The sequence below is a fragment of the Maribacter stanieri genome (genome assembly GCF_900112245.1).
Lineage (GTDB): Bacteria > Bacteroidota > Bacteroidia > Flavobacteriales > Flavobacteriaceae > Maribacter > Maribacter stanieri.
Window position 1 is genome coordinate 301,416 of the sequence record NZ_FOYX01000002.1, and the last position, 21,480, is coordinate 322,895.

Sequence of the window (21,480 nt, forward strand, 5' to 3'; positions counted from 1 at the left end):
ATATGTGATATCTTGGAAATAAAACAAAAAGCTTTTGTTATGATGTAATTTGACAAAAAGACATTCTTTATTTTAAAAATTTTAGAATAGAATTAGAGAAATCTTCTGTTTTATATGTTCCATTGTGATCACCGGGTACTCTATTCAATTTTCCGTTCCCTAATGCATTGCGTAATTCTTCTGCGCTACCGTTATCCGAATCTTCATCTCCGCAAATTACAAGTACCGCTATCTTAATTTTATTTAAGTCTTCTACAGAAGTTACTGGCTGGTATTTTTGTTGCAAATGAAGTGACCGTAAATCTGCATTAATAGATTTTGCATAGTCCACAGCGCCTTTCGTTATTTCATTTACATCACCATCAAAAGCTTTTGCGAACATTATTCTCCGGTCCCAATTTGTATTCGTAAAGTCTATACCCATACCACCTAATACGGCTTTTGCAACTCTAGCATCTTCGGTTAATAATTTTGCCAACACAATGCTACCTCTTGAGTAGCCTATTGCTTTATAGGATTCCATATTCAGATGATTCATTAATAGAATCAAATCTTTTACCTCTGCATTATTTTTATATGCTATATCTGTTTGCGGTTTATCAGAATCTCCATTGCCCCGCATATCAGGTATAATTACGCGATAGCCAGAATCAAGTAAATCTTGTTTTAAAGCTGTTTTCTTCCAAGATTTTCTAGAATTTATAAAGCCGTGCAGTAATAAAATCGGCTCACCTTGCCCTTCATCAGTGTAGGTTATGTGTACCCCATCAAAAGATTCAAATTCACCTACTTGGCAAGTTACCTTTGGGACGAATACCAACAACACCAACCAGAGCAAAAAATACTTTTTTACCATTGTAAATTATTTATGAAATATAAAGGAGTCCAGCCAGAATAGCCATGCCGAAACTAACCAAAGTACCTATTAAAATATACTCTGTTAACTTTCTATTATTTCGCTCTTTAAGATCATTGAATCTAAAAACAGATTTAGCGGCTATTAATAACCCGATAACTTCCCACCTACCTATAACTATAAATATCAATACAAATAGACGTTCAATGATACCTATGTACTTACCAGCATTATGCAGCGATTTGTGATCTGTCTCTATCTGATTTGACATACCTTCTAAAACCTGACCCATAATAATTGACGCTGGGTAGGTAACAAAAACAATTGCCGTTACCAAATACCAATCTAGATTTTCAAAGAGAGATAAGGTATGGGTATATAGATCAGTATAAAATGCGCAGCAATAAATAACCAGTATATGAAGTATTTGATCTATAAAAAACGGAATGCTCTTTTTCTTAACCATTTCATTGGCATACAACTTTAAAATATCTATAGCTAAATGGGTAATTGCAACTACAAAGGCAATTGTCCATAAAGACAAATTCCACAGTAAAAGCATGTACAAAGCAAAATGCAGTAGTACATGTAGATATAAATATTTGGATGTTATTTTATTTGCTTGTTTATGAAGTACCCATTTTTTTGGTTGTAAAACAAAGTCCCCAATTAGATGACCAAGTACTAGTTTTATAAAAATCAGCATATTTATTTTACTGTAATTAATTCTTTATAATATGATAATACATCTAATACTAGATCTAATCGTGCTCTTTTTAAACGCTGACTTACAGCAGATTGCTTTATTCCCAATCGTTGTGCTATTTCTTTCTGTGAAAATTGTGGATAGTCAAGTGCCAATGTTACAATCTCTGCAGAAACTACACTCCAATCATCCATAAAGTCCAATGCTAAACGTAACATTAAATTTAATGTGCGGTCTTTACTAGTATCACCAGTTGCAATACTAAGATTTACTTTACTTTCTTTTAAGGTTTCAAAATTTCGTCCTGACCTTTGGTAAGCTGGTCCATTAGATTCTGTTACACCTGTACCTATATACGTTTCTAGACCAATGCCAACACCCATTCTAACATCTAAGCCCTTTATGGATTTCAACATAGCCTTAATACGTATAGCTGTAAATAAAGCATTTTTCTCCGTTACCTTTAATTGGAATTCATCTCCACGATAAATTTCCCAATTCATTGGGGATGCCCCAAATTGGTTGAAGTAATTCTTTAATAAGTCAATCCATTGAGAACTTGGATGATTTTCAGAATTTATGATGTCTCCAGTGATTATCGCTATCATTACTATTAGTTATTACGCTAATATATTAAATTATAAGCTAATTCAATAATATATTTAAATATTAGCACAAAGACTAATATAATTGAAAGTGAGACTTTCTAGAACCAGCGCCTTGTTAAGATACAATAATCTTTAAAGGAACGCCCAAATTTTTCTAAGAGAATTCGTTCTTCAGGAATAATTTGAAAACGATTCATATATCCCACAAATGTAGCAGCTATTAAAATATTAAATGCATTTCCTAAAAAAACACCCAGGGCTAACAAAATCAATAGTAAAGATAAGTACAATGGATTACGAGAAAACTTAAAAATACCCCCTACTACTAAATTTGAAGCTTTATCCGGTTTTGTTGGATCTATAGTAGTTTTTGCCCTACCAAACTGCAACAGCGCCATAATTGCAATTAACACACCCAAGCCTACTAAAATTTTAACAAGCAACATTCTACCGTAAAAGTCAAAATAACCAATTGGTAGAAATTCTGCTAATAAATACATTATCAATCCAAAACATACAAACACTAAAGCTGGTGGTACTTTTAATTCCATTTTATAAAATTACTACTTTTGATAATGTAAATTAACAAACCAAATTCCAAATTGTTAGCATGAAGCTTGTATTTGCCACTCACAACCCAAATAAACTAAAAGAAGTTCAACAATTGGTTCCTAACCAAATAGAACTAATAAATTTAGAAACTATAGGTTGTACAACAGATATACCAGAAACAGCGGATACACTTGAGGGAAATGCAAAACTAAAGGCAGATTTTGTAACAAATAACTACCAACTATCATGTTTTGCAGATGATACAGGTTTACTAGTTAATTCTCTTAATGACGAACCAGGAGTGTATTCTGCGCGATATGCCGGTACACAGGCAGATTCAAATGCCAATATGGATAAATTATTAACTAACTTAAGCAGCAAAAAAGATAGATCAGCTTACTTTCAAACTGTAATCGCTTTAAACCTAAATGGTAAAACACATATATTTGAAGGCAAAATAGAAGGCGTAATTACAGCAAGCAAACGAGGAGAAAATGGTTTTGGATACGATCCAATATTTCAACCAAATGGATATAAAGAAACTTTTGCAGAGCTACCTTTAACCATTAAAAACAAAATTAGCCACCGCGCACTGGCATTCAAAAAATTGATTACATACCTAAATAGTATTCATGTTACAGGAGAAAAATAAAGGGGAAACGGTTGTTGTATCGGTTGCATCTGAACGTGCAGAAGCCATTGGCGGTGTACTTATCGCATTATTTGCCGCTCTTATGGCAATATCGCAAATGGTAAATGGCGAATTGGAAGAAGAAATGATGATTGCCCATAATAATGTGGTAAGCTACTCTAACTGGTATCAATCTAAAAGCATAAAAGAAAGTTTAAAAGAAAGCGAACTAGATTACCTAAAAGCTTTGATCGAAAGTGGTATCGTTTCCGAAGAAAAAAAACCTGTAATTGAACAAAAAATAGCTGAAGTAGGAGAAAAAATAATCAAATACGAATCAGAAAAAACAGAAATCTTATTAGGCTCCAAACATGTAGGCAAAGAAAACTGGGTACAAGATATTGAAGGTGAAATGGGTATCATTACCGGCGTTAAAGAATGGGAAAGATTGACAAAATCTTATGACTACGCCACCAAAAGATTTGATTATGCATTGCTATTTTTTCAAATTTGTATCGTGCTTGGTGCTGTTTGTATAATCATTTATGATAACCCTAGGCTTCAAAAAGGATTAATTGGGCTAATGATTATCTTTGGCATTACCGGCGCATCCCTTTCTATATATGGGTATTTACTAGCACCATAGTATTACTTTCCCAATAAATTATACTGATTCAAATATTCGCAGTACCTTTGCCGCTTAATTAACGCCGCTAGTATAGCATGTGTTGCCCTGAGTCTAAATAGGTTATATACGATAATCGCTCTATGCAACATTCATATTTGCGATTTAGTATAACATATTATGACAAAGTTTGAAGCACTAGGACTGCAAAAGTCTCTATTAGATGCTATTACTGATATGGGTTTTGAGACCCCTTCAGAAGTTCAAGAAAAAGCAATCCCTATTTTATTGGAAAGTGAAACCGACTTAGTTGCCTTAGCGCAAACAGGTACAGGTAAAACTGCCGCATTCGGTTTTCCATTAATTCAAAAAATTGATAGCGATAGCAGAACTACACAAGGTTTAATTCTTTCCCCTACTCGTGAGCTATGCTTGCAGATAACGAAAGAAATGCAAGCGTATTCTAAATACGAACGTAATATTAATGTAGTTGCCATTTATGGTGGTGCAAGTATTACAGAACAAGCAAGACAAATAAAACGAGGAGCTCAAATTATTGTAGCTACGCCTGGTAGAATGAAAGATATGATCAGTAGACGTCTTGTGGATATTTCCAAGATTGACTATTGCATATTAGATGAGGCTGATGAAATGTTGAACATGGGCTTCATGGAAGACATTAAAGATATTCTTTCTGGTACGCCTAATGATAAATCTACATGGTTATTCTCTGCAACGATGCCTAAAGAGGTTTCTATAATTGCAAAGAAATTTATGCACTCTCCACAAGAAATTACTGTGGGTGCTAAAAATTCTGGTGCTTCTACCGTACAACATGAATATTATGTTGTTGGTGGTAGAGATCGTTATCCTGCATTAAAAAGATTAGCAGATACAAATCCAGATATATTTTCTGTAATTTTCTGTAGAACAAAACGTGATACTCAAAAAGTTGCCGAAAAATTAATTGAAGACGGATACAATGCCGGTGCTTTACATGGAGATTTAAGCCAAAACCAAAGAGATTTGGTAATGAACTCTTTCCGCAAAAAGCAGATTCAAATGCTTGTAGCAACAGATGTTGCTGCACGTGGTATTGATGTTGATGATATTACACATGTTATCAACTACCAATTACCAGATGAAATCGAAACATATACTCACCGTAGTGGTAGAACTGGTAGAGCCGGTAAATCTGGTATTTCTATGGTTATTGTTACCCGTAGTGAACAACGCAAGATTAAGGCGATCGAGAATAAAATCAATCAAAAATTTATATTGAAAAAAATTCCTACGGGAATGGAAATCTGTGAAATTCAATTATATCACTTAGCAAATAAGATTAAGGATACTGAGATTAATGAAGATGTAGATGCATATCTACCTGCCATTAATGATGTTCTTGAAGGTATTGACCGTGAAGAATTGATCAAGAAAATAGTTTCTGTTGAATTTACTAGATTCTTCAATTACTACAATAAATCCAAAGACTTAAACTCTTCCGATAGCGGTAGAGACCGTGGTGAAGGAAGAGATAGAGCAGAAATACCAACTAGTGGTGCAGTTCGTTATTTTGTAAACGTTGGTGAAAGAGACGGTTATGATTGGATGTCATTAAAAGACTTCATTAGAGATACGGTTGGTTTAGGACAAGAAGATGTATTTAAAGTAGATGTAAAAGAGAGTTTTTCTTTCTTTAATACTGAAGCAGAAGTTACACAGCAAATTCTTGACAAATTCACGGAATTTAAGGTAGATGGTCGTTTTGTTAACGTTGAAGTTTCTAAAAACCCTGGTGGTGGCGGAGGCGGCAACAGACGAAGAAGCGGCGGAAGCGGTTTCGGTGGCGGCTATAAAGGAAAAAGAAGCAGCGGTGGCGGAAGAAGAGATGATGATCGTGGTTCAAGAGGAAGAAAAGAGGGTAGCTCTGAGTCTAAAGGAAGAAGACGAGACAAAAGCGAATCTAGTTCACCTAACTCAGGAAAACGACGTACAACCAAAAGAAAAGGAGATTTCTTTTAGTTAATTGTATATTAAAAATACGCTTCGGCGTATTTTTTTTGTTTTGTTTGTATCCTAATTACGCGTCAGTACAATGAAATATCTTTTATCGCTTACAATTCTTTTCGTTTCATTTATAGGCTTATCACAAGAGTCAGAAGAAGGTCAACGCCTTAACGCTGTGGTGATAAATGCCCAAACAGATGAACCTCTAGAAAGTGTACATGTTGTTAACCTAAACCAAGTTTTTGGTACAATTACCAATGAAAAAGGTGAATTTTCAATTGCTGCTGCGGTAAACGACACCTTATATTTTTCGTTTCTAGGTTTTAAATCCCAAAAAATTAGAGTTACGAACGATATGTTTAAATTTAAGGATACGGAAATTGCGTTAACAGAGCTTGCTTATGCACTAGAAGAGGTTATTGTAAGACCATATCAACTTACCGGTTACCTTGAAATTGACGTAAAAAATCTTCCCATCAACAATGCTTACCAGTACAGTATATCTGGCTTAGGAGTAAGCTATGAAGGTGGAAACAAGAATCCAAGCGCTGTTACTAAAGTTTTAGGTGCTATTCTTAACCCTGCAGATTTATTACGGAACCTTTTTGGCAAGAAACCTGCACAAATGCGGAAGCTTAGACAAATGCGAGAGGACGATGATATTCGTAATTTACTGGCCTCTAAATTTGATAGAGAAACGCTTACAGAATTTCTTCAACTAGAAAAAGTTGATATTCAAGATATTTTGAATAATTGCAATTATTCAAAATCTTTTATTTCTACAGCCAATGACCTTCAGATACTTGACGCTATTAGCAGTTGCTATGAAGAGTATAAAGTTCTTAACAGAAAGAAATAATATTTTTTAAAACGGAATCCTTGTTATAGTTTTAATGCAAATAACAGGGAAATGAAAAATGTACTCTTACTTGGGCTATTATCTATAGCAATAACTTCTTGCCAACCAAAAAGTAAAGACAAGACAGAAAATATAGCCGTTGTAAAGGACACAATTGAAACTCTTAAAAAGAATCCGAATTTTCAATGGGAAGCTGCTACCGTATATTTTCTACTTACGGACAGATTTAATAATGCAAATCCAGATAACGACTTAAATTTTGAGCGTAATAAAGAAACAGGTGAGCTCAGAGGATTTTTAGGCGGCGATATTCAAGGTATAACAGAAAAGATTAAAGATGGTTATTTCTCTGACCTAGGTGTCAACGCAATTTGGTTTACACCAGTTGTAGAACAAATTCATGGAGCTACTGATGAAGGCACAGGTAACACCTACGGGTATCATGGGTATTGGGCTAAAGACTGGACAGCTCTTGATCCAAATTTTGGAACGAATAAAGATTTAGACACTTTAATTAAAACTGCGCATGAGTATGGTATTCGTATTTTATTAGATGTAGTATTAAACCACACCGGTCCAGTTACCAAAGAAGATTCAGTTTGGCCAGAAGAATGGGTAAGAACCTCCCCTACTTGTGAATTCACCACATACGAGAATACAACAGCCTGTACTTTAGTTGCCAATCTACCAGACATATTAACCGAATCTGATGCTGCCGTAAATTTACCAGATGCATTACTTGCTAAATGGAAAGCAGAAGGTAGACTAAGTGAAGAATTAGATGAATTAGAGCTGTTTTTTGACAGAACAGGCTATCCAAGAGCTCCTCGTTTTTATATTATTAAATGGCTTACCGATTATGTTAACAAATATGGCGTTGATGGTTTTAGAGTAGATACCGTAAAACATGCCAACGAAAATGCATGGGCAGAATTATACAAAGAAGCTTCAATAGCATTTGAACTTTGGAAGAAGAAGAATAAAGATAAAGTACTTGATGACAATCCGTTTTACATGGTTGGAGAAGTATATAATTACGGAATTTCTGGCGGACAGGAATTTGATTTGGGTGATAAAAAAGTAAATTATTTTGATAACGGCTTTAAAAGTCTAATAAACTTTGAACTAAAAACGGATGCAAACAAAGAATACGAAACCATTTTTACAAAATACAGTAAGTTATTGCATACTACTTTTAAAGACAAAAGTGTTTTAAACTACCTTACATCGCATGATGACGGGCAACCTTTTGACCAAGATAGAACCAACCCAAAAAGAGCGGCTAACGTTCTATTACTAACTCCAGGTGCATCACAAATATATTATGGTGATGAAACGGCAAGAGATTTAACCATTGAAGGCACCGAAGGCGATGCCACACTGCGTTCTTTTATGAACTGGAATGAATTGGACAGTATTCCAAAAACAAAAGAAACTTTAGCCTACTGGCAAAAACTAGGGACTTTTAGAAATGACCACCCATCTATAGGAGCCGGTATTCATAAAAAAATTACAAAAGCTCCATATGTCTTTAGCAGGTATTTTAGCAATGCTGATTTTGTAGACAAAGTGGTAATTGGTTTAGATTTGCCAAAGGGCAAAAAATCAATTTCTGTAAAGGGCGTATTTGGCAATGGCACAAAAATTTATGATCGTTATTCTGAAGTAGAATTAACCGTTGAAAATGGTGAAGTTGTTTTAGATAATGAATATGATATTGCTTTATTAGAACTGGTTAATTAAGCAATAATTTAAGTATTTGAGTGTACAGCAATTCTATTGCCCTCAGTATCCTTTAAAAGCCCCATAAACCCATGTTCATCCCCTATTTCGGTTTTTGGTTGTAATACTTGTCCGCCAGCTTTTTCTACTTTACCTAAAACTATGGCGGCATCTTCACAAGCAAAATAGATTAGCGCACCTTCGCTTAAACTTGGCACATAGTGTTCATGTTGAACTAAGGCACCATTTGCTTGACCCAAAACAGGTTTATCAGGAAATAGACCCATCACAAATTCCCCAAAATTATTAACCGTAATCGTCACTTCTAATATTGATTCATAGAACTTTTTAGCTCGTTCCATATTCTTCACCGGAATTTCAAACCATGCTATCATATGCCATTATTTAAATTATCTTTTAAATTCTGTAATCCTTGTTCAAAATCCTTTCCTACCATTTTATCCATACTCATAAATAGCATCATAATACTCATAGGAAATTTATTTTTACCAGAGAAACCCCAAGTAACCTTACTTTTATTTCCATCTAAAGCATCAAGATTCATATAACAATCAGATTGTGATTTATAAGGTTTAAAAAACCGTAAGTCTTGCTCTATACGTTTACCCTCCACAATTCGTGTTATTTCTTGCTCGCCTTCACCTACATCTTTATTACCGTTCCATTGGCTAATTGCACCTACGCTGCCATCTTCTCCCGTAAACTTTAATTCCATGTTAGGATCTTTTTGAGCCCACGGAGACCATTCTTGCTGTTTCCTTAAAAATTTTAAATGTTCCCAGACCAATTCTGGTGGCTGGTCTACTGTTATGCTCCTATAAACATGATAGGTTTTAGGGGCTATTAATGCTAGTACTACAATTAGGGCTAAGAGTATTGCGAGAATTATTAATAAGGTATTCATTTGTTGGTCAATTAGTTAATCACCATTAAGTTAAGTATTTTTTAATTATATGTATAATATCTTTCTAAAATATCATCAATACTTTTAATCGATTTTTTGGTCCAGTCTAAGCGCCTTTCCAATCTTTCTTCTTCTGTCAACCTCCAATCAATATCCGAAGCTTTTAATTTTGTTGTTAAGTGTTGTAATATGATTGCTGCAGAAACAGATATATTCAAACTTTCAGTAAAACCCACCATGGGTATCTTTAAATGAGAATCTGCATTTTCAAGAACATAATCACTTAAGCCTTTGTTCTCGGTTCCAAAAAATAGCGCCGTTTTACTATTTATCTCGAAATTTTGCAACAATGAACTATCTGCATGCGGACTAGTAGCTACAATTTTGTAACCTTGCCCCCTTAATGAATCAATTACCGCTTTTGAATCTTTGTATCGTTTAATATCTACCCATTTCTGCGCACCCATAGCAATTTCCTCATCTAAGCGTTGACCATATTTCCCTTCAATTAAGTGAGCGGTCTGCACCCCAAAAGACTCACAACTTCTTATTACAGCGCTTGTATTATGCATTTGAAACACATCTTCTACGGCGACGGTTATATAATCTGTGCGTTCATTTAATATCTCAGTAAATCTCTCTTTTCTTTTTTCTGAAATAATTTCTTCTAAATATGCTAAAAGCTTCATATCAATCATGCATCCAAGATAAGAAAAGTATATTTTTAAGCTTAATTTTTACCTCCATGAAAAATATTGTTGTATTAACGGGAGCCGGTATTTCGGCAGAAAGCGGATTAAAAACTTTTAGAGATGCTGATGGTCTTTGGGAAGGACATGATGTTATGGAAGTAGCTACACCGGAAGGGTTTCGGAACAATCCAGAATTAGTACTTGAATTCTATAATCAACGCAGGAGACAATTATTAACGGTACACCCTAATGATGCACATAAAGCTTTAGTTGCTTTAGAAATGGAATACAATGTCCATATTATCACTCAAAATGTTGATGATTTACACGAACGTGCCGGTAGCTCTAATGTAATTCACTTACACGGAGAGTTATTAAAAGCAAAAAGTACTGATAGTACCGAAAATATATTTGAATGGCAGAAAGATATTTTACTTGGTGACACCTGCATAAACGGATTTCAAATTAGACCTCATATTGTTTGGTTCGGTGAAGCTGTACCCCTCTTAGAAGATGCAATTTCGATTACAGAAAAAGCTGATATTTTAATTATTATTGGAACCTCTATGCAGGTATATCCAGCGGCAAGCCTAATAGATTTTGTAGATGCCAGTACACCTATTTATTTCATTGACCCCAAACCAGCTATTAAGAATTCAGAAAAAAATAATATAACAGTAATAGCCGAAAATGCAGTTGACGGCGTACCTATTTTGGTTGCTTCCCTAATTGATAAATGATTCTGGTTTGCCTTACCCATTCTACCAAATCAGTTACTTCACTTACAGAAAGTTTAGTATCTGCATGTATTAAAGTATACTGAGATAATGGCATTTTACCATTAGAGACCTCTTCTTCTATTTCTTCTAATAAATGGTCCTTTTTAGTAAGGGAATAATTTTCCCATTCAGAAAAATTCAAATGTTCTTTACCTTCATTCACATGGTCAGCCAACCAATAAGAAATAGGCGCTACATTATTATACCAGGGATATTCTGTGTTATTGCTATGACAATCATAACATGAAGTTTTGAATGTTCTTTGAAGTTCTGGAGTAGGGTTTGTCTCTTTTATAAAAACTGCGGTATGGTTACCAGGTGAAATGTTTTTTGTAGGACTGAAAAATTGCATGGCTATAAATACAACAACCACACCTAGGCTAATTTTTTTTAGTAATTTCATATTTGGGGAAACATATGGATTAAAGATACAATTTTATGAATAAGGATGAGATTTACGAAGCATTGAATTATGTTAATGCAACTCGTGAAAATCGCAGTAAAATGGCTAATACCGTTGAAGCTCAGCCAGACCTTATGGTGTACTTAGTAGAAATATCTCAAGAAAATTTAGACCCCATATCATGTAAAGCAAGCTGGGTTTTAGAATCTGTGGTTAAAACGAATCTTAATTCTATTAACCCCGTCATAGACCAATTTATAAATTCTTTACGATTTTTAAAATTAGAGTCATCTATTAGGCCCGCTTCGAAAATCTGCCTTCTTTTAGTTCAAGATTTTTTTTCAAAAAAAACTTCTACATCAAATAATATACTTAAAAATCATCACCTAGATACTATTTCAGAATCTGCCTTTGACTGGCTAATAGGTAACCATAAAGTTGCCCCAAAAGCATATTCAATGACTACACTTTTATTTTTAGGCAAAAAAATAGAATGGATACACCCTGAGCTACTTCAAACATTAAAACAGAATTATGAAAATGGAAGTGCAGCGTATAAGGCACGCGCTAGAATGACTTTAAAGGTTTTAGAAAAATAATGACCATGACATATCACATTGTTGATTAAATGATGCTTTTTGGCTATAACTTAAAGAGTTTAGTGTTTAAAACTTTAGTATGAATAGGTATATTTGCCCCTTACTAATTTAACCATAGATTATGTCTCTTAACGCACTAAATGCTATTTCTCCTATTGATGGACGATATAGTTCAAAAACCAATTCTTTATCAGCTTATTTTTCTGAAGAAGCTTTGATAAAATATAGGGTAAGAGTAGAAATAGAATACTTCATTGCGCTTTGCGAAATTCCATTACCCCAATTATCTTCTTTTGATGTTTCTAAATTTGACGCATTACGAAAAATTTATACTGATTTTTCTACCTCTGATGCTCAGGAGATAAAAGAAATAGAGAGAACAACAAATCATGATGTTAAAGCAGTAGAATACTTTATTAAAAAAGCATTTGATTCTTTAGGCTTATCACAATTTAAAGAATTCATACACTTTGGCTTAACGTCACAAGATATAAACAATACAGCCATTCCACTTTCTATTAAGGAAGCAATGAACGATGTGTATGTACCTCAATATTTTGAATTATTAGAGAAACTTGATGTGCTTACATTAGAATGGTCAGATATACCTATGTTGGCAAGAACACACGGCCAACCAGCCTCTCCTACCCGATTAGGAAAGGAAATTATGGTGTATGTAGTTCGTCTAAAAGAACAATTTAATTTATTGAACGATATACCAAGTGCAGCCAAATTTGGTGGAGCAACTGGTAATTTCAATGCACATTTAGTTGCCTATCCTAATATTGACTGGAGAGCCTTCGGTCAAAAATTTGTTCAAGAAAAATTAGGCCTACAACATTCATTTCCAACAACACAAATAGAGCACTATGACCACCTAGCGGCTTTATTCGATGGTCTTAAACGCATCAATACAATTGTTTTAGATCTTGATCGCGATTTTTGGACTTACGTATCAATGGACTATTTTAAACAAAAAATTAAAGCAGGTGAAGTTGGTTCATCGGCAATGCCACATAAAGTTAACCCTATAGATTTTGAAAATTCTGAAGGGAATCTTGGTATCGCCAATGCTATTTTTGAGCATTTATCTGCAAAACTTCCTGTTTCTAGATTGCAAAGAGACTTGACAGATAGCACTGTTCTAAGAAACGTTGGTGTACCGTTTGCCCATACGCTCATTGCTTTTCAATCTACATTAAAAGGCTTAAATAAATTACTTTTAAATAAAGAGAAATTTGAGCAAGATTTAGAAAACAACTGGGCTGTTGTTGCTGAAGCTATTCAAACAATATTAAGACGAGAAAGCTACCCTAACCCGTATGAAGCTTTAAAGGGACTTACCCGTACAAATGAGAAAATTAATAAGGATTCTATTGCCAATTTTATAGATACTTTAGAAGTTACTGATGAAATAAAAAAGGAATTGAAGCAAATATCTCCAAGCAATTACACTGGTATTTAAGCCAGTTTTAATGCATTAAAACTTTTCTTTTGTTCATATACTTCATATAGCCCGTTTAGGGCGATATGCATTTTAATTTGTTGTTCATACTTTATATATTCCCGTTGAAAGGAAAATTAAAAGTATATGCAAACAAATTTCTCAGTTGAAGAATCGGTAAGTAATTTATGGGATAAATTAGATGGTTGGTTAGAATCTATCATTCTAAAATTACCCAATATAGCCATGGCTGTTATAGTCATGTTTTTATTTTACTTTCTAGCAAGAGGAATACGTAAAGTTCTTAAACGAACCGTTCTAAGAAAAATATCTCAAGTATCTATTCAAGAAATAATTGCCAAAGTAGTCTTCGTAATTATAATTTTAATTGGCTTCTTTATAGCTTTAGGTGTTTTAGACCTCGATAAAGTATTAACAAGTATTTTAGCCGGTGCAGGTGTTGTTGGTTTAGCAGTTGGTTTAGCTTTACAGGGAACTCTAAGTAATACCTTTGGCGGACTAATTCTTTCATTTATGCCCCAGCTTAAAATCAATGATTTTATTTCTGCTGATGGGGTTTCGGGTTTTGTTACTGAAATTAGTTTACGAAACATAATCCTTAAAAAACCTGATAATAACGTAGTAGTTATACCAAACTCTAAATTCATTGATGGTTCATTCACCAATTACTCTATGAATAAGAGAAATAGAATTTTTGTTAATTGTGGTGTTGGCTATGAAAGCGATTTACAAATGGTAGAAGATTTAACAGTCAAAATCATAGCAGATAATTTTGAACAGCAAGATGATGAGAATGTAGAATTCTTCTTTACAGAGTTTGGAGATAGCTCTATTAACTTTATGGTGCGTTTCTGGGCAGATTGCGTTAATGTGAAACAAGAACATGCCGCAAGACATAAGGCTATTAAAATAATCAAGAAACGATTTGATGAGCGTGATATTAATATTCCGTTTCCAATTAGAACATTGGACTTTGGAAAAAATAATCTTCAAATTGCTAGAGAGTAATATTTAAAATTAAAAAAACCCGTTGAGCAAGTTCAACGGGCTTTTTAATAACTAACTAACTAGACTAATATTATTTATTTATTTGAACTTCATGTGGATAAGGAATTTCAATACCTGCAGTATCTAATGCCTTCTTAGTTCCTTCAATTGTTGCAAAATATACATCCCAAAAATCTTCTGGCTTACAGAAAGGACGTACCGCAAGGTTAACCGAACTATCTGCTAATTCAGATACATTTACTGATGGTGCTGGGTCTTTTAATACTTTAGGATTAGAAACCAGCATTGCCAAAAGTACCTCTTTAGTTTTCTGAAGATCAGAATCATAAGCTACACCTACTGTAGTATCTACTCTAATTTTACCTTCTGCAGTATAATTTACAATATTACCGTTGGCCATAGCACCATTAGGTACAATTGCTAATTTATTCTCTGGTGTAATTAATTTAGTTGTAAAAATCTCTATTTCTTTTACATTACCCAGTACACCTTGTGCTTCTATTAAATCACCAATTTTATAAGGCTTAAAAATAATTAACAACACACCACCCGCAAAGTTAGAAAGTGATCCCTGCAATGCTAATCCTATTGCTAAACCTGCCGCTGCAATTACTGCTGCAAAACTTGTAGTTTCAACTCCTAAAGTTGAAATAACCGTAATAATTAGAAATATCGTTAGCGCCCATTTTGCTAAGTTCAACAAAAACTTTTTCAATGATTCATCATACTGCTGTTTGGTCATTCCCTTATTTGCAACACCAATCAACTTTTTAATAATCCAAGAACCAATGATGTAAATAAGTATAGCCCCAATTATTTTAGGTCCAAATACCATTATAAAATCAATTCCTTTGTCAATCCATACTTCTGCGTTTTCCATCTTAAATAGTTTGTTTAGGTTGTTTAATAATTGTCCTCACTTATAGGACACCAATTTTATTGAAAGGTCACAATAAAAATAGATGTAAACATCAACTAGAAAAAATAAAAAACCCGTTACAATTATGTAACGGGCTGTATTTAATATATTTAGCGTTTAAACTTAACCTTTAATTAAATTTCCAAGTTGTTCCAATCCTTTACCATCAAAATCAGACTTTTCCATTGCCTGTATTAATTGTACAAAACTTGCAGGGTTCATATTATCTCCCAATACACGAACGAGAATTAATCCTTTTTCATCATTATCTCCAAATATGATTACTTCATCAATAGTGTCGTCATCACCTTTTAATTGTATGGTAGCTTTACCCATGGATGTATTCATTTTCATAAGCTCGCTGTAATCAGAACTTTTTAAAATTGATTTGATTGTTGCTTTTTGAGCTTGATAATCAGCTTCATTTTCAGGCTTTTTCTGAAATGCCAAAATATTCAACTTTTTAAGAGATGATGCCACCTCCATCTCTGATTCACTCAAATTAGCTTTCTCCAAATTCAAAAGACTAGAAGGTAAATCAAAAGACATAAAATTTGGGTTCTCGGCACTAGCAATATAATACTGCTGTATACTCTGTTCTGATGAACAGGACGAAACCGCAAAAACTAATACCAACGTAATAATAAAATATACCTTTTTCATAATGTGCTTTTTAAACTAGAAAAGGTCTTCCTATATCAAGGAAGACCTTTTGTATTATACTTATTATTTACCCGAAGCTTTATTTAAATCACTTGGCAAATCCATTTTACTTGTCAACGTACCAATTTTATTTAAATCGATATCACCGGTTAAACTGACCAATACGGTTTCAAGTTTTCTACCATGGTCTCCTATCTCCACATTATTCAAACCACTAACAAACATTAATAATTCTGATACATGGTCTTTCTTTGAGCCATCTTTTACATAAAACTTTACATTAACATCTTTGTCCTTTACACGCATAAGCTCTTCTAATTTAGAAGATTTCAGGTATTTCTTTACCGTTGACATCATGTCTGCAGAAACCGAGGCATCTTCGGTCATAAACACTTTTATGTTTTTTAATCCGCTAGCCACCTCCATAAACTCTTGCGCATCTGCATCATCACTCATTTCTCCAAATTTGGAAACTAGGTCTATCATTCCTTTATTAACGATTACAGACCCTACATTATCCATATTCTCGTATTTGTCAAATACAGATTGTGAAAATCCAAATACGGGTAAAATTGCCATTAAAATTACTACTGCTACTTTTCTCATGATTGTTGTTTTTAGTGCTTTGATCGTTTACGACCTTTACGATTGATGAATTGATGATTATTATTTGCATTGAAATTAATGGGTCAATGCCTACTTATTTTGATTAATTCCCTTTTTTAGATGCTTTCCCTAATTGGTCACCACCTGGTAAATCCATTTTGTCTGTCAACTTTGATACTGATCTCAAATTAATATCACCTGTTAAGGATAATAAAACTGTTTCTAGTTTTCTACCATCAATATCTATGTCTTTATCTTTTAAACCGGTTACGAACATTAATAGTTCTTTTACATGGTCACTATCCTTACCTTCTTTAACGTAAAACTTCACATTAGAGCTACCATCACGAACTCTCATTAGTTCTTCAAAAGAAGAGCTGCTCAACCTTTTTGTCACCCAACTATCTACATCTTTAGATATAGCTGCATCATCAGTTGTTATTACCTTAAAACTGGTAATAGAATTAACCAATTCAAAAAATTCCTTGGCTTCTGGATCATCTGAACTTACACTCATTTTACCCAACATCTGAAACATTTTTGGCTGCATAGCCACAAATGTTACCTTGTCATTATCCTCATATTTTTCAAAAATATCTTGAGCATTAATAATTACAGGGGCTAACACTAAAAGTGTTAATACTAGTATCTTTTTCATTTTAATTATTTTTCGTTAAAAATTTATTTGTTGTTTTTTCAAATTCTTCTAAATGATACAATTGCTCTGTACCCTTATTAAAATTCATTGCCAATAAGGCTAACGCCTCTTTTGCAGATTCAATTTCCTCTGGTGTATACTCATCTGCTAAAGTAACTGGAGGTGGTGTGGGCTGATAAAAATAGACCCCTACCATAAAGATTGCAATCGCAGCAACGGATACCCATTTCAAATAGTCTCTTCTAGGTTTTAATGGCACCTGCTTTGTAAAACGCTCTTCTTTTGCTTTTGATAAGTAATTGAACAAAGGCGAATATTGCTCTAAATGCGGTGCAATATCATCTTGCGAGAAGTATGCCTTAAGCATTTCTTCATCGGCTACCGTAGTGGTAGCTTCAAAATACTCTTCTATTAATTTTTCTATTTTATGCAATTCCATAATTATGCTTTTCCATTAATTTTTTCCTTACGGTTTTTCTTGCTCTGGACAAAGCTACCCGTATGGCTGTAGGTTTCATGTCCAATAATTTCTCTATTTCTTCATATTCATATTGCTCAACATCTCGTAATTGTAATACCATTTTTTGCTGCTCCGGTAACTCCGCCATTATACGTTCTACCCAGTTAATGCTATCTTTTGCTTCTAATTCACTTTGTAACGATGTACTAGAATCTGTATAATTACTATGTACTAATTTTAAATTACCAGCTTGTTTCGATTTTAATCTATCTAAACAAAAATTCTTGGTCATCGTCATTGCAAACGCTTCTACGTTATTATATGACTCCATTTTGTTTTTCTTGGACCATAATTTTATTAGAATCTCTTGCGTTGCATCTTCTGCTTCTTCCGTTGACACTAATAACCTTTTGGCCATGCGGAACAATTTATCCTTAAATGGTAACACAATATTTAAAAACTCCGTTTGTTTCATTTTGGTTTGGCTGTTTGTAAACTTTCTTAACGGTTTACAAAAAGAAGACGATGTACAACGATTTTTGTTACAATTAATTTTTAATTAAAACACTTGTAAGTAAATTTAACATCCTAACACTAATTATTTACGTACTTACTTAGACATTGTAGTATCGCAATTATATGGAAGATTCTAATTGCTGGAAAATTACCTAATAAGAATTAAAAAATAGCTATGAAAAAATTTTTCTTATCCGTCCTTTGTTTGGGACTTATTATTACTTCTTGTAAAAAAAATGATGATGGCCAAGTCATTGAAGAAGAAATTGAAAACCCAGAAGAAGAAACCCCTGTTACCGTAGATATTGAAGTCCAAAACTTTTTTTGGCAAACACTAAATTTATGGTATTTCTGGCAAAGTGATGTGCCAGATTTGGCAGATGATCGTTTTGATACGCAAACTGCATACGAAGAATACCTTACCGAGAATGATGACCCTGTTGCTTTACTAGAGAATAAACTATTATTTTCAGAAGATCGATTTACTTTCTATAGCGATGATTATACTGAATTAGTAAATAATTCTGCAGGGGTATCTAAAAGTAATGGATTACAATTTGGTTTAGGTCGTATATCTGATTCTGATGAGGTATTTGGCTTTGTAGAATATATCGTTAAAAATTCTGATGCTTCTACTAAAGATATAAAAAGAGGAGATTTATTTGTTGCTGTAGATGGTCAAACATTATATTCTAATAGAGAAAATCCAGAAGACAATAATTTAGATTTACTTTTTAGCGATAATGATACTTACACTTTAAATATGGCCGAAATTGTTGATGGCGGTATAAGTGCTAGTGCTAAAAAAGTTACTTTGACAAAATCTGAAGGTCTTGAAGAAGACCCTATTCATGTTAATACCGTAATTACTTCAGGGGATAAAAAAATTGGATATTTAATGTATAACCAATTTGTCTCTGGTAATGAAGATGAATTGAATGCCGTTTTTGCCGATTTTGTATCTCAAGGTGTAAATGATTTGGTTTTAGATTTAAGATATAATCTAGGCGGTAGAGGCTCTACAGCTGCTGTTTTAGCAAGTTTGATAAAAGGTACCAATACGTCTGATTTACTTTTTAAAACTATATACAATGCAAAAATACAAGCTCAGCTTGAAAGCAGTTTTACTGACAACTTTTTTGTAAGTACTACAGGAACCAACGATGATAATTCCAATGCTCCTTTAAACACATTAAATTTAAATAGGGTGTACATAATTGCTACAGAAGGATCCGCTTCTGCAAGTGAATTAGTTATGGTGGGCTTGGCTCCTTATATGAACGTTGTTCATATTGGCGGTACAACTGTTGGTAAAAATCAAGGATCGCTATTATTTGTAGATGATCCAGAGAACGGTAATGTATATAGCCCAGAAAATGTTGATAACATCAACCCAAATGTACAATGGGGATTACAGCCTATTATAAGTAGAGTTGAGAACAGTGCTGGTTTTTCTGATTATATTGATGGTTTAGTACCCGATATTGAACTTTCTGAAGATGTTACCAATCTAGGAGTCTTAGGTAACGCCGATGAGCCTCTATTTGCAAGAGCTATACAGGAAATTAATGGAGTTAGTGGAAAAAGCAATTTTGATGTACTAATACCTGCGAATGTAGTCTCTAGTTCTAAGCTTCATGATCCACGTAATGCAGTCTTATTGCTAAATAATAGTGTTCCATCTACCAAAATTCCTTTGGCTGAAAAGAAATAAATTTAAAACATTTCAGTTACCCTATTTATGAAGAAGATATTAATAATATTTGTTGCTGCAATTGCATTCTCATGTTCTAAGGATGATGACTTGTCCTTACCTAATACAGTAGACCCAGATGGCTCTGCAAATGTAGAAGTACAAGATTTTATGTGGAAAGCCATGAATTTCTGGTATTTCTGGCAATCTAATGTAGATGATTTAGCTGATGACCGTTTTGAAAATACCGAAGAAGGTAGAGCTGCATACACTGCTTTTCTAGATTCTGAAGATGACCCTGCTGCTTTTTTTGAAAATAAGCTACAGTACATACAAGATCGTTTCAGTTTCTTTAACGAAGATTATCGAGAGCTTACCAATTCATTGGCAGGTATTTCTAAAAGTAATGGCTTAGAATTTGGTCTTGTTCGTTTCCAAGATAGCGAAGAGCTTTTTGGTTTTGTACGTTATATAGTTCCTAATTCCAATGCTGCTACTACAGATATTCAACGTGGAGATTTTTTTACGGGTGTTGATGGTCAAACATTAAACCTAAGCAATTACGTTGAGTTACTATTTGGAGAAAACGACACCTATACTTTAAATATGGCAGACTTTACAAATGGTACTATTATACCTAACGAAGAGGAAGTTGTTTTGACTAAAGAAGAAGGTTTAGCAGAGAACCCAGTGTTTATCTCTAAATCTTTTACCATAGGTGGAGAAAATATTGGATACATCATGTACAATCAATTTACTAACGAATATGATGACCAACTGTACGCTGCCGTTGAAGCTTTAAAATCTGCAGGTATCACTAATTTAGTAATGGATCTACGTTATAACCCTGGTGGCTCTGTTAATACCACTCGCCTATTGGCAAGCATGATTTACGGCACCAATACTTCAGATTTATTTTTGAAAAAAAGGTACAATGATAAATTACAAGATCAGTTTAACGACAGTCAATTAGAAGTCTATTTTGCAGACAAGGTAAATGGTAAAACCATAAATTCTTTGGGCTTAACTAAATTATACGTGCTAACCTCTTCAAGTTCAGCTTCGGCAAGTGAGCTGTTAATTAATAGCCTAGAGCCGTATATGGATGTTATCCAGATTGGAAATGTAACGAGAGGTAAAAACGAATTCTCAACCACTTTAGTAGATGACCGTGAAAACTCGTACCTATACACCCCATCGCGAGTAAATGATATCAATCCAGATAACCAATGGGCTATTCAGCCTTTAATCGGAAGAAACGAAAATGCAGATGGTTTCTTTGACTTTACCAGTGGTTTACAGCCAGATCATGAGTTATTGGAAGATTATAGTAACCTTGGAATTTTAGGGGAAGAAAACGAGCCGTTATTAGCTAAAGCTATTGAATTGATTACCGGGCAAACAGGCAAACGTGATTATACGGTTCAATACCCTATTAATACTGTTAGTAGTTCTAAAGAGCATAGCCTAATGAGTGATAAAATGGTTGACGATACTGTTTATGACTTAAAGTTTTAGAGCTTACACT

The 21,480-nt window shown here is 33.8% G+C and carries 25 protein-coding genes; 11 read left to right on the top strand and 14 right to left on the bottom strand.

The features are described 5' to 3' along the window. Positions 1–67: 67 nt before the first annotated feature. The 4 genes from BM296_RS11790 to BM296_RS11805 form a co-directional block, all read right to left on the bottom strand. Positions 68–856 carry an alpha/beta fold hydrolase gene (locus BM296_RS11790; protein WP_091903213.1) on the bottom strand — a complete coding sequence of 263 codons (789 nt, stop codon included), beginning with the start codon at positions 854–856 and terminating at the stop codon, positions 68–70. 10 nt (positions 857–866) lie between these two features. Next, on the bottom strand, positions 867–1,562 hold the full coding sequence (locus BM296_RS11795) for a DUF3307 domain-containing protein (RefSeq protein WP_091903214.1): 696 nt from the start codon (positions 1,560–1,562) through the stop codon (positions 867–869). A gap of 2 nt (positions 1,563–1,564) precedes the next feature. Continuing rightward, on the bottom strand, positions 1,565–2,170 hold the full coding sequence (locus BM296_RS11800; RefSeq protein ID WP_091903215.1) for a SatD family protein: 606 nt from the start codon (positions 2,168–2,170) through the stop codon (positions 1,565–1,567). A gap of 98 nt (positions 2,171–2,268) precedes the next feature. After that, positions 2,269–2,721 carry a methyltransferase family protein gene (locus BM296_RS11805; protein ID WP_091903216.1) on the bottom strand — a complete coding sequence of 151 codons (453 nt, stop codon included), beginning with the start codon at positions 2,719–2,721 and terminating at the stop codon, positions 2,269–2,271. Positions 2,722–2,780: 59 nt separating this feature from the next. Between BM296_RS11805 and BM296_RS11810 the strand changes: the two genes are divergently transcribed. From BM296_RS11810 to BM296_RS11830, 5 genes are all read left to right on the top strand, one after another. Beyond that, a complete protein-coding gene (locus BM296_RS11810) occupies positions 2,781–3,374 on the top strand; it encodes a non-canonical purine NTP diphosphatase (RefSeq protein ID WP_091903217.1) in 594 nt (197 codons plus the stop codon). Then, positions 3,355–3,999: a DUF4337 domain-containing protein gene (locus tag BM296_RS11815; RefSeq protein WP_091903218.1), complete on the top strand. Its 645-nt coding sequence runs from the start codon at positions 3,355–3,357 to the stop codon at positions 3,997–3,999. The genes BM296_RS11810 and BM296_RS11815 overlap by 20 nt, the downstream gene beginning before the upstream one ends. 159 nt (positions 4,000–4,158) lie before the next feature. Beyond that, complete coding sequence (locus BM296_RS11820; protein ID WP_091903219.1) at positions 4,159–6,000, top strand: DEAD/DEAH box helicase; 1,842 nt, start codon at positions 4,159–4,161, stop codon at positions 5,998–6,000. A 73-nt stretch (positions 6,001–6,073) separates the two neighbouring features. Beyond that, the gene (locus tag BM296_RS11825) at positions 6,074–6,844 is read left to right on the top strand and encodes a carboxypeptidase-like regulatory domain-containing protein (protein WP_027067317.1); all 771 of its coding nucleotides are present in this window, start codon (positions 6,074–6,076) and stop codon (positions 6,842–6,844) included. Positions 6,845–6,895: 51 nt separating this feature from the next. Next, positions 6,896–8,587: an alpha-amylase family glycosyl hydrolase gene (locus tag BM296_RS11830; RefSeq protein ID WP_091903220.1), complete on the top strand. Its 1,692-nt coding sequence runs from the start codon at positions 6,896–6,898 to the stop codon at positions 8,585–8,587. An 8-nt stretch (positions 8,588–8,595) separates the two neighbouring features. Here BM296_RS11830 and BM296_RS11835 read toward each other — a convergent pair whose 3' ends face one another. The 3 genes from BM296_RS11835 to BM296_RS11845 are packed head-to-tail and all read right to left on the bottom strand — an operon-like array spanning position 8,596 to position 10,186. Further along, positions 8,596–8,961, bottom strand: a complete 366-nt coding sequence (locus tag BM296_RS11835; protein WP_091903221.1) for a VOC family protein — start codon at positions 8,959–8,961, stop codon at positions 8,596–8,598. Further along, entirely contained in the window at positions 8,958–9,491 is a 534-nt protein-coding gene (locus tag BM296_RS11840; protein WP_091903222.1) for an SRPBCC family protein, read from the bottom strand. The genes BM296_RS11835 and BM296_RS11840 overlap by 4 nt, the downstream gene beginning before the upstream one ends. Positions 9,492–9,532: 41 nt before the next feature. After that, positions 9,533–10,186: a TrmH family RNA methyltransferase gene (locus BM296_RS11845; protein ID WP_091903787.1), complete on the bottom strand. Its 654-nt coding sequence runs from the start codon at positions 10,184–10,186 to the stop codon at positions 9,533–9,535. A gap of 50 nt (positions 10,187–10,236) precedes the next feature. Here BM296_RS11845 and BM296_RS11850 point away from each other — a divergent pair, with 50 nt between their 5' ends. Further along, a complete protein-coding gene (locus BM296_RS11850; protein WP_027067322.1) occupies positions 10,237–10,923 on the top strand; it encodes an SIR2 family NAD-dependent protein deacylase in 687 nt (228 codons plus the stop codon). Here BM296_RS11850 and BM296_RS11855 read toward each other — a convergent pair. Next, complete coding sequence (locus BM296_RS11855) at positions 10,892–11,365, bottom strand: heme-binding domain-containing protein (protein WP_027067323.1); 474 nt, start codon at positions 11,363–11,365, stop codon at positions 10,892–10,894. The two genes, BM296_RS11850 and BM296_RS11855, sit on opposite strands and share 32 nt — an antisense overlap. A gap of 35 nt (positions 11,366–11,400) precedes the next feature. On the opposite strand from BM296_RS11855, the gene BM296_RS11860 reads away from it, so the two are divergent. The 3 genes from BM296_RS11860 (at position 11,401) to BM296_RS11870 (ending at position 14,437) form a co-directional block, all read left to right on the top strand. Continuing rightward, complete coding sequence (locus BM296_RS11860; protein ID WP_091903223.1) at positions 11,401–11,964, top strand: adenylosuccinate lyase; 564 nt, start codon at positions 11,401–11,403, stop codon at positions 11,962–11,964. Between the two features lie 121 nt (positions 11,965–12,085). Then, entirely contained in the window at positions 12,086–13,429 is a 1,344-nt protein-coding gene (purB, locus tag BM296_RS11865) for an adenylosuccinate lyase (protein WP_091903224.1), read from the top strand. A gap of 126 nt (positions 13,430–13,555) precedes the next feature. Next, positions 13,556–14,437, top strand: a complete 882-nt coding sequence (locus tag BM296_RS11870; protein ID WP_091903225.1) for a mechanosensitive ion channel family protein — start codon at positions 13,556–13,558, stop codon at positions 14,435–14,437. Positions 14,438–14,507: 70 nt separating this feature from the next. Here the strand turns inward: BM296_RS11870 and BM296_RS11875 are convergent, their stop codons facing one another. From BM296_RS11875 to BM296_RS11900, 6 genes are all read right to left on the bottom strand, one after another. Beyond that, positions 14,508–15,317: a mechanosensitive ion channel family protein gene (locus BM296_RS11875; protein WP_027067327.1), complete on the bottom strand. Its 810-nt coding sequence runs from the start codon at positions 15,315–15,317 to the stop codon at positions 14,508–14,510. A 162-nt stretch (positions 15,318–15,479) separates the two neighbouring features. Next, a complete protein-coding gene (locus BM296_RS11880) occupies positions 15,480–16,019 on the bottom strand; it encodes a GFO_1091 family lipoprotein (RefSeq protein WP_091903226.1) in 540 nt (179 codons plus the stop codon). Between the two features lie 63 nt (positions 16,020–16,082). Beyond that, complete coding sequence (locus BM296_RS11885) at positions 16,083–16,625, bottom strand: GFO_1090 family protein (RefSeq protein ID WP_091903227.1); 543 nt, start codon at positions 16,623–16,625, stop codon at positions 16,083–16,085. A gap of 103 nt (positions 16,626–16,728) precedes the next feature. Beyond that, the gene (locus tag BM296_RS11890; protein ID WP_027067330.1) at positions 16,729–17,283 is read right to left on the bottom strand and encodes a GFO_1090 family protein; all 555 of its coding nucleotides are present in this window, start codon (positions 17,281–17,283) and stop codon (positions 16,729–16,731) included. A gap of 1 nt (position 17,284) precedes the next feature. Continuing rightward, positions 17,285–17,722 (bottom strand): PG0215 family putative anti-sigma factor, encoded by a 438-nt coding sequence (locus BM296_RS11895; protein WP_091903228.1) that lies wholly within the window; start codon positions 17,720–17,722, stop codon positions 17,285–17,287. Then, positions 17,709–18,218, bottom strand: coding sequence for a GFO_1088 family ECF-type sigma factor (locus BM296_RS11900; RefSeq protein ID WP_091903229.1), 510 nt, complete (start codon positions 18,216–18,218; stop codon positions 17,709–17,711). Before BM296_RS11900 ends, BM296_RS11895 begins: the two co-directional genes overlap by 14 nt. A 216-nt stretch (positions 18,219–18,434) precedes the next feature. Between BM296_RS11900 and BM296_RS11905 the strand changes: the two genes are divergently transcribed. Both BM296_RS11905 and BM296_RS11910 read left to right on the top strand, forming a co-directional pair. After that, the gene (locus BM296_RS11905) at positions 18,435–19,973 is read left to right on the top strand and encodes a GFO_1087 family putative carboxy terminal peptidase (RefSeq protein ID WP_091903230.1); all 1,539 of its coding nucleotides are present in this window, start codon (positions 18,435–18,437) and stop codon (positions 19,971–19,973) included. Positions 19,974–20,000: 27 nt separating this feature from the next. Continuing rightward, a complete protein-coding gene (locus tag BM296_RS11910) occupies positions 20,001–21,470 on the top strand; it encodes a GFO_1087 family putative carboxy terminal peptidase (RefSeq protein ID WP_091903231.1) in 1,470 nt (489 codons plus the stop codon). Positions 21,471–21,480 lie beyond the last annotated feature (10 nt).

What these genes read in the sequence shown, in the direction of transcription:
- BM296_RS11875 (WP_027067327.1), bottom strand. Translation starts at nt 15,317, where the DNA reads ATGGAAAACGCAGAAGTATGGATTGACAAAGGAATTGATTTTATAATG.
- BM296_RS11815 (WP_091903218.1), top strand. Translation starts at nt 3,355, where the DNA reads ATGTTACAGGAGAAAAATAAAGGGGAAACGGTTGTTGTATCGGTTGCA.
- BM296_RS11795 (WP_091903214.1), bottom strand. Translation starts at nt 1,562, where the DNA reads ATGCTGATTTTTATAAAACTAGTACTTGGTCATCTAATTGGGGACTTT.
- BM296_RS11840 (WP_091903222.1), bottom strand. Translation starts at nt 9,491, where the DNA reads ATGAATACCTTATTAATAATTCTCGCAATACTCTTAGCCCTAATTGTA.
- BM296_RS11895 (WP_091903228.1), bottom strand. Translation starts at nt 17,722, where the DNA reads ATGGAATTGCATAAAATAGAAAAATTAATAGAAGAGTATTTTGAAGCT.
- BM296_RS11890 (WP_027067330.1), bottom strand. Translation starts at nt 17,283, where the DNA reads ATGAAAAAGATACTAGTATTAACACTTTTAGTGTTAGCCCCTGTAATT.
- BM296_RS11835 (WP_091903221.1), bottom strand. Translation starts at nt 8,961, where the DNA reads ATGATAGCATGGTTTGAAATTCCGGTGAAGAATATGGAACGAGCTAAA.
- BM296_RS11905 (WP_091903230.1), top strand. Translation starts at nt 18,435, where the DNA reads ATGAAAAAATTTTTCTTATCCGTCCTTTGTTTGGGACTTATTATTACT.
- BM296_RS11805 (WP_091903216.1), bottom strand. Translation starts at nt 2,721, where the DNA reads ATGGAATTAAAAGTACCACCAGCTTTAGTGTTTGTATGTTTTGGATTG.
- BM296_RS11860 (WP_091903223.1), top strand. Translation starts at nt 11,401, where the DNA reads ATGAATAAGGATGAGATTTACGAAGCATTGAATTATGTTAATGCAACT.
- BM296_RS11880 (WP_091903226.1), bottom strand. Translation starts at nt 16,019, where the DNA reads ATGAAAAAGGTATATTTTATTATTACGTTGGTATTAGTTTTTGCGGTT.
- BM296_RS11800 (WP_091903215.1), bottom strand. Translation starts at nt 2,170, where the DNA reads ATGATAGCGATAATCACTGGAGACATCATAAATTCTGAAAATCATCCA.
- BM296_RS11810 (WP_091903217.1), top strand. Translation starts at nt 2,781, where the DNA reads ATGAAGCTTGTATTTGCCACTCACAACCCAAATAAACTAAAAGAAGTT.
- BM296_RS11900 (WP_091903229.1), bottom strand. Translation starts at nt 18,218, where the DNA reads ATGAAACAAACGGAGTTTTTAAATATTGTGTTACCATTTAAGGATAAA.
- purB (WP_091903224.1), top strand. Translation starts at nt 12,086, where the DNA reads ATGTCTCTTAACGCACTAAATGCTATTTCTCCTATTGATGGACGATAT.
- BM296_RS11830 (WP_091903220.1), top strand. Translation starts at nt 6,896, where the DNA reads ATGAAAAATGTACTCTTACTTGGGCTATTATCTATAGCAATAACTTCT.
- BM296_RS11910 (WP_091903231.1), top strand. Translation starts at nt 20,001, where the DNA reads ATGAAGAAGATATTAATAATATTTGTTGCTGCAATTGCATTCTCATGT.
- BM296_RS11855 (WP_027067323.1), bottom strand. Translation starts at nt 11,365, where the DNA reads ATGAAATTACTAAAAAAAATTAGCCTAGGTGTGGTTGTTGTATTTATA.
- BM296_RS11820 (WP_091903219.1), top strand. Translation starts at nt 4,159, where the DNA reads ATGACAAAGTTTGAAGCACTAGGACTGCAAAAGTCTCTATTAGATGCT.
- BM296_RS11790 (WP_091903213.1), bottom strand. Translation starts at nt 856, where the DNA reads ATGGTAAAAAAGTATTTTTTGCTCTGGTTGGTGTTGTTGGTATTCGTC.
- BM296_RS11885 (WP_091903227.1), bottom strand. Translation starts at nt 16,625, where the DNA reads ATGAGAAAAGTAGCAGTAGTAATTTTAATGGCAATTTTACCCGTATTT.
- BM296_RS11850 (WP_027067322.1), top strand. Translation starts at nt 10,237, where the DNA reads ATGAAAAATATTGTTGTATTAACGGGAGCCGGTATTTCGGCAGAAAGC.
- BM296_RS11870 (WP_091903225.1), top strand. Translation starts at nt 13,556, where the DNA reads ATGCAAACAAATTTCTCAGTTGAAGAATCGGTAAGTAATTTATGGGAT.
- BM296_RS11825 (WP_027067317.1), top strand. Translation starts at nt 6,074, where the DNA reads ATGAAATATCTTTTATCGCTTACAATTCTTTTCGTTTCATTTATAGGC.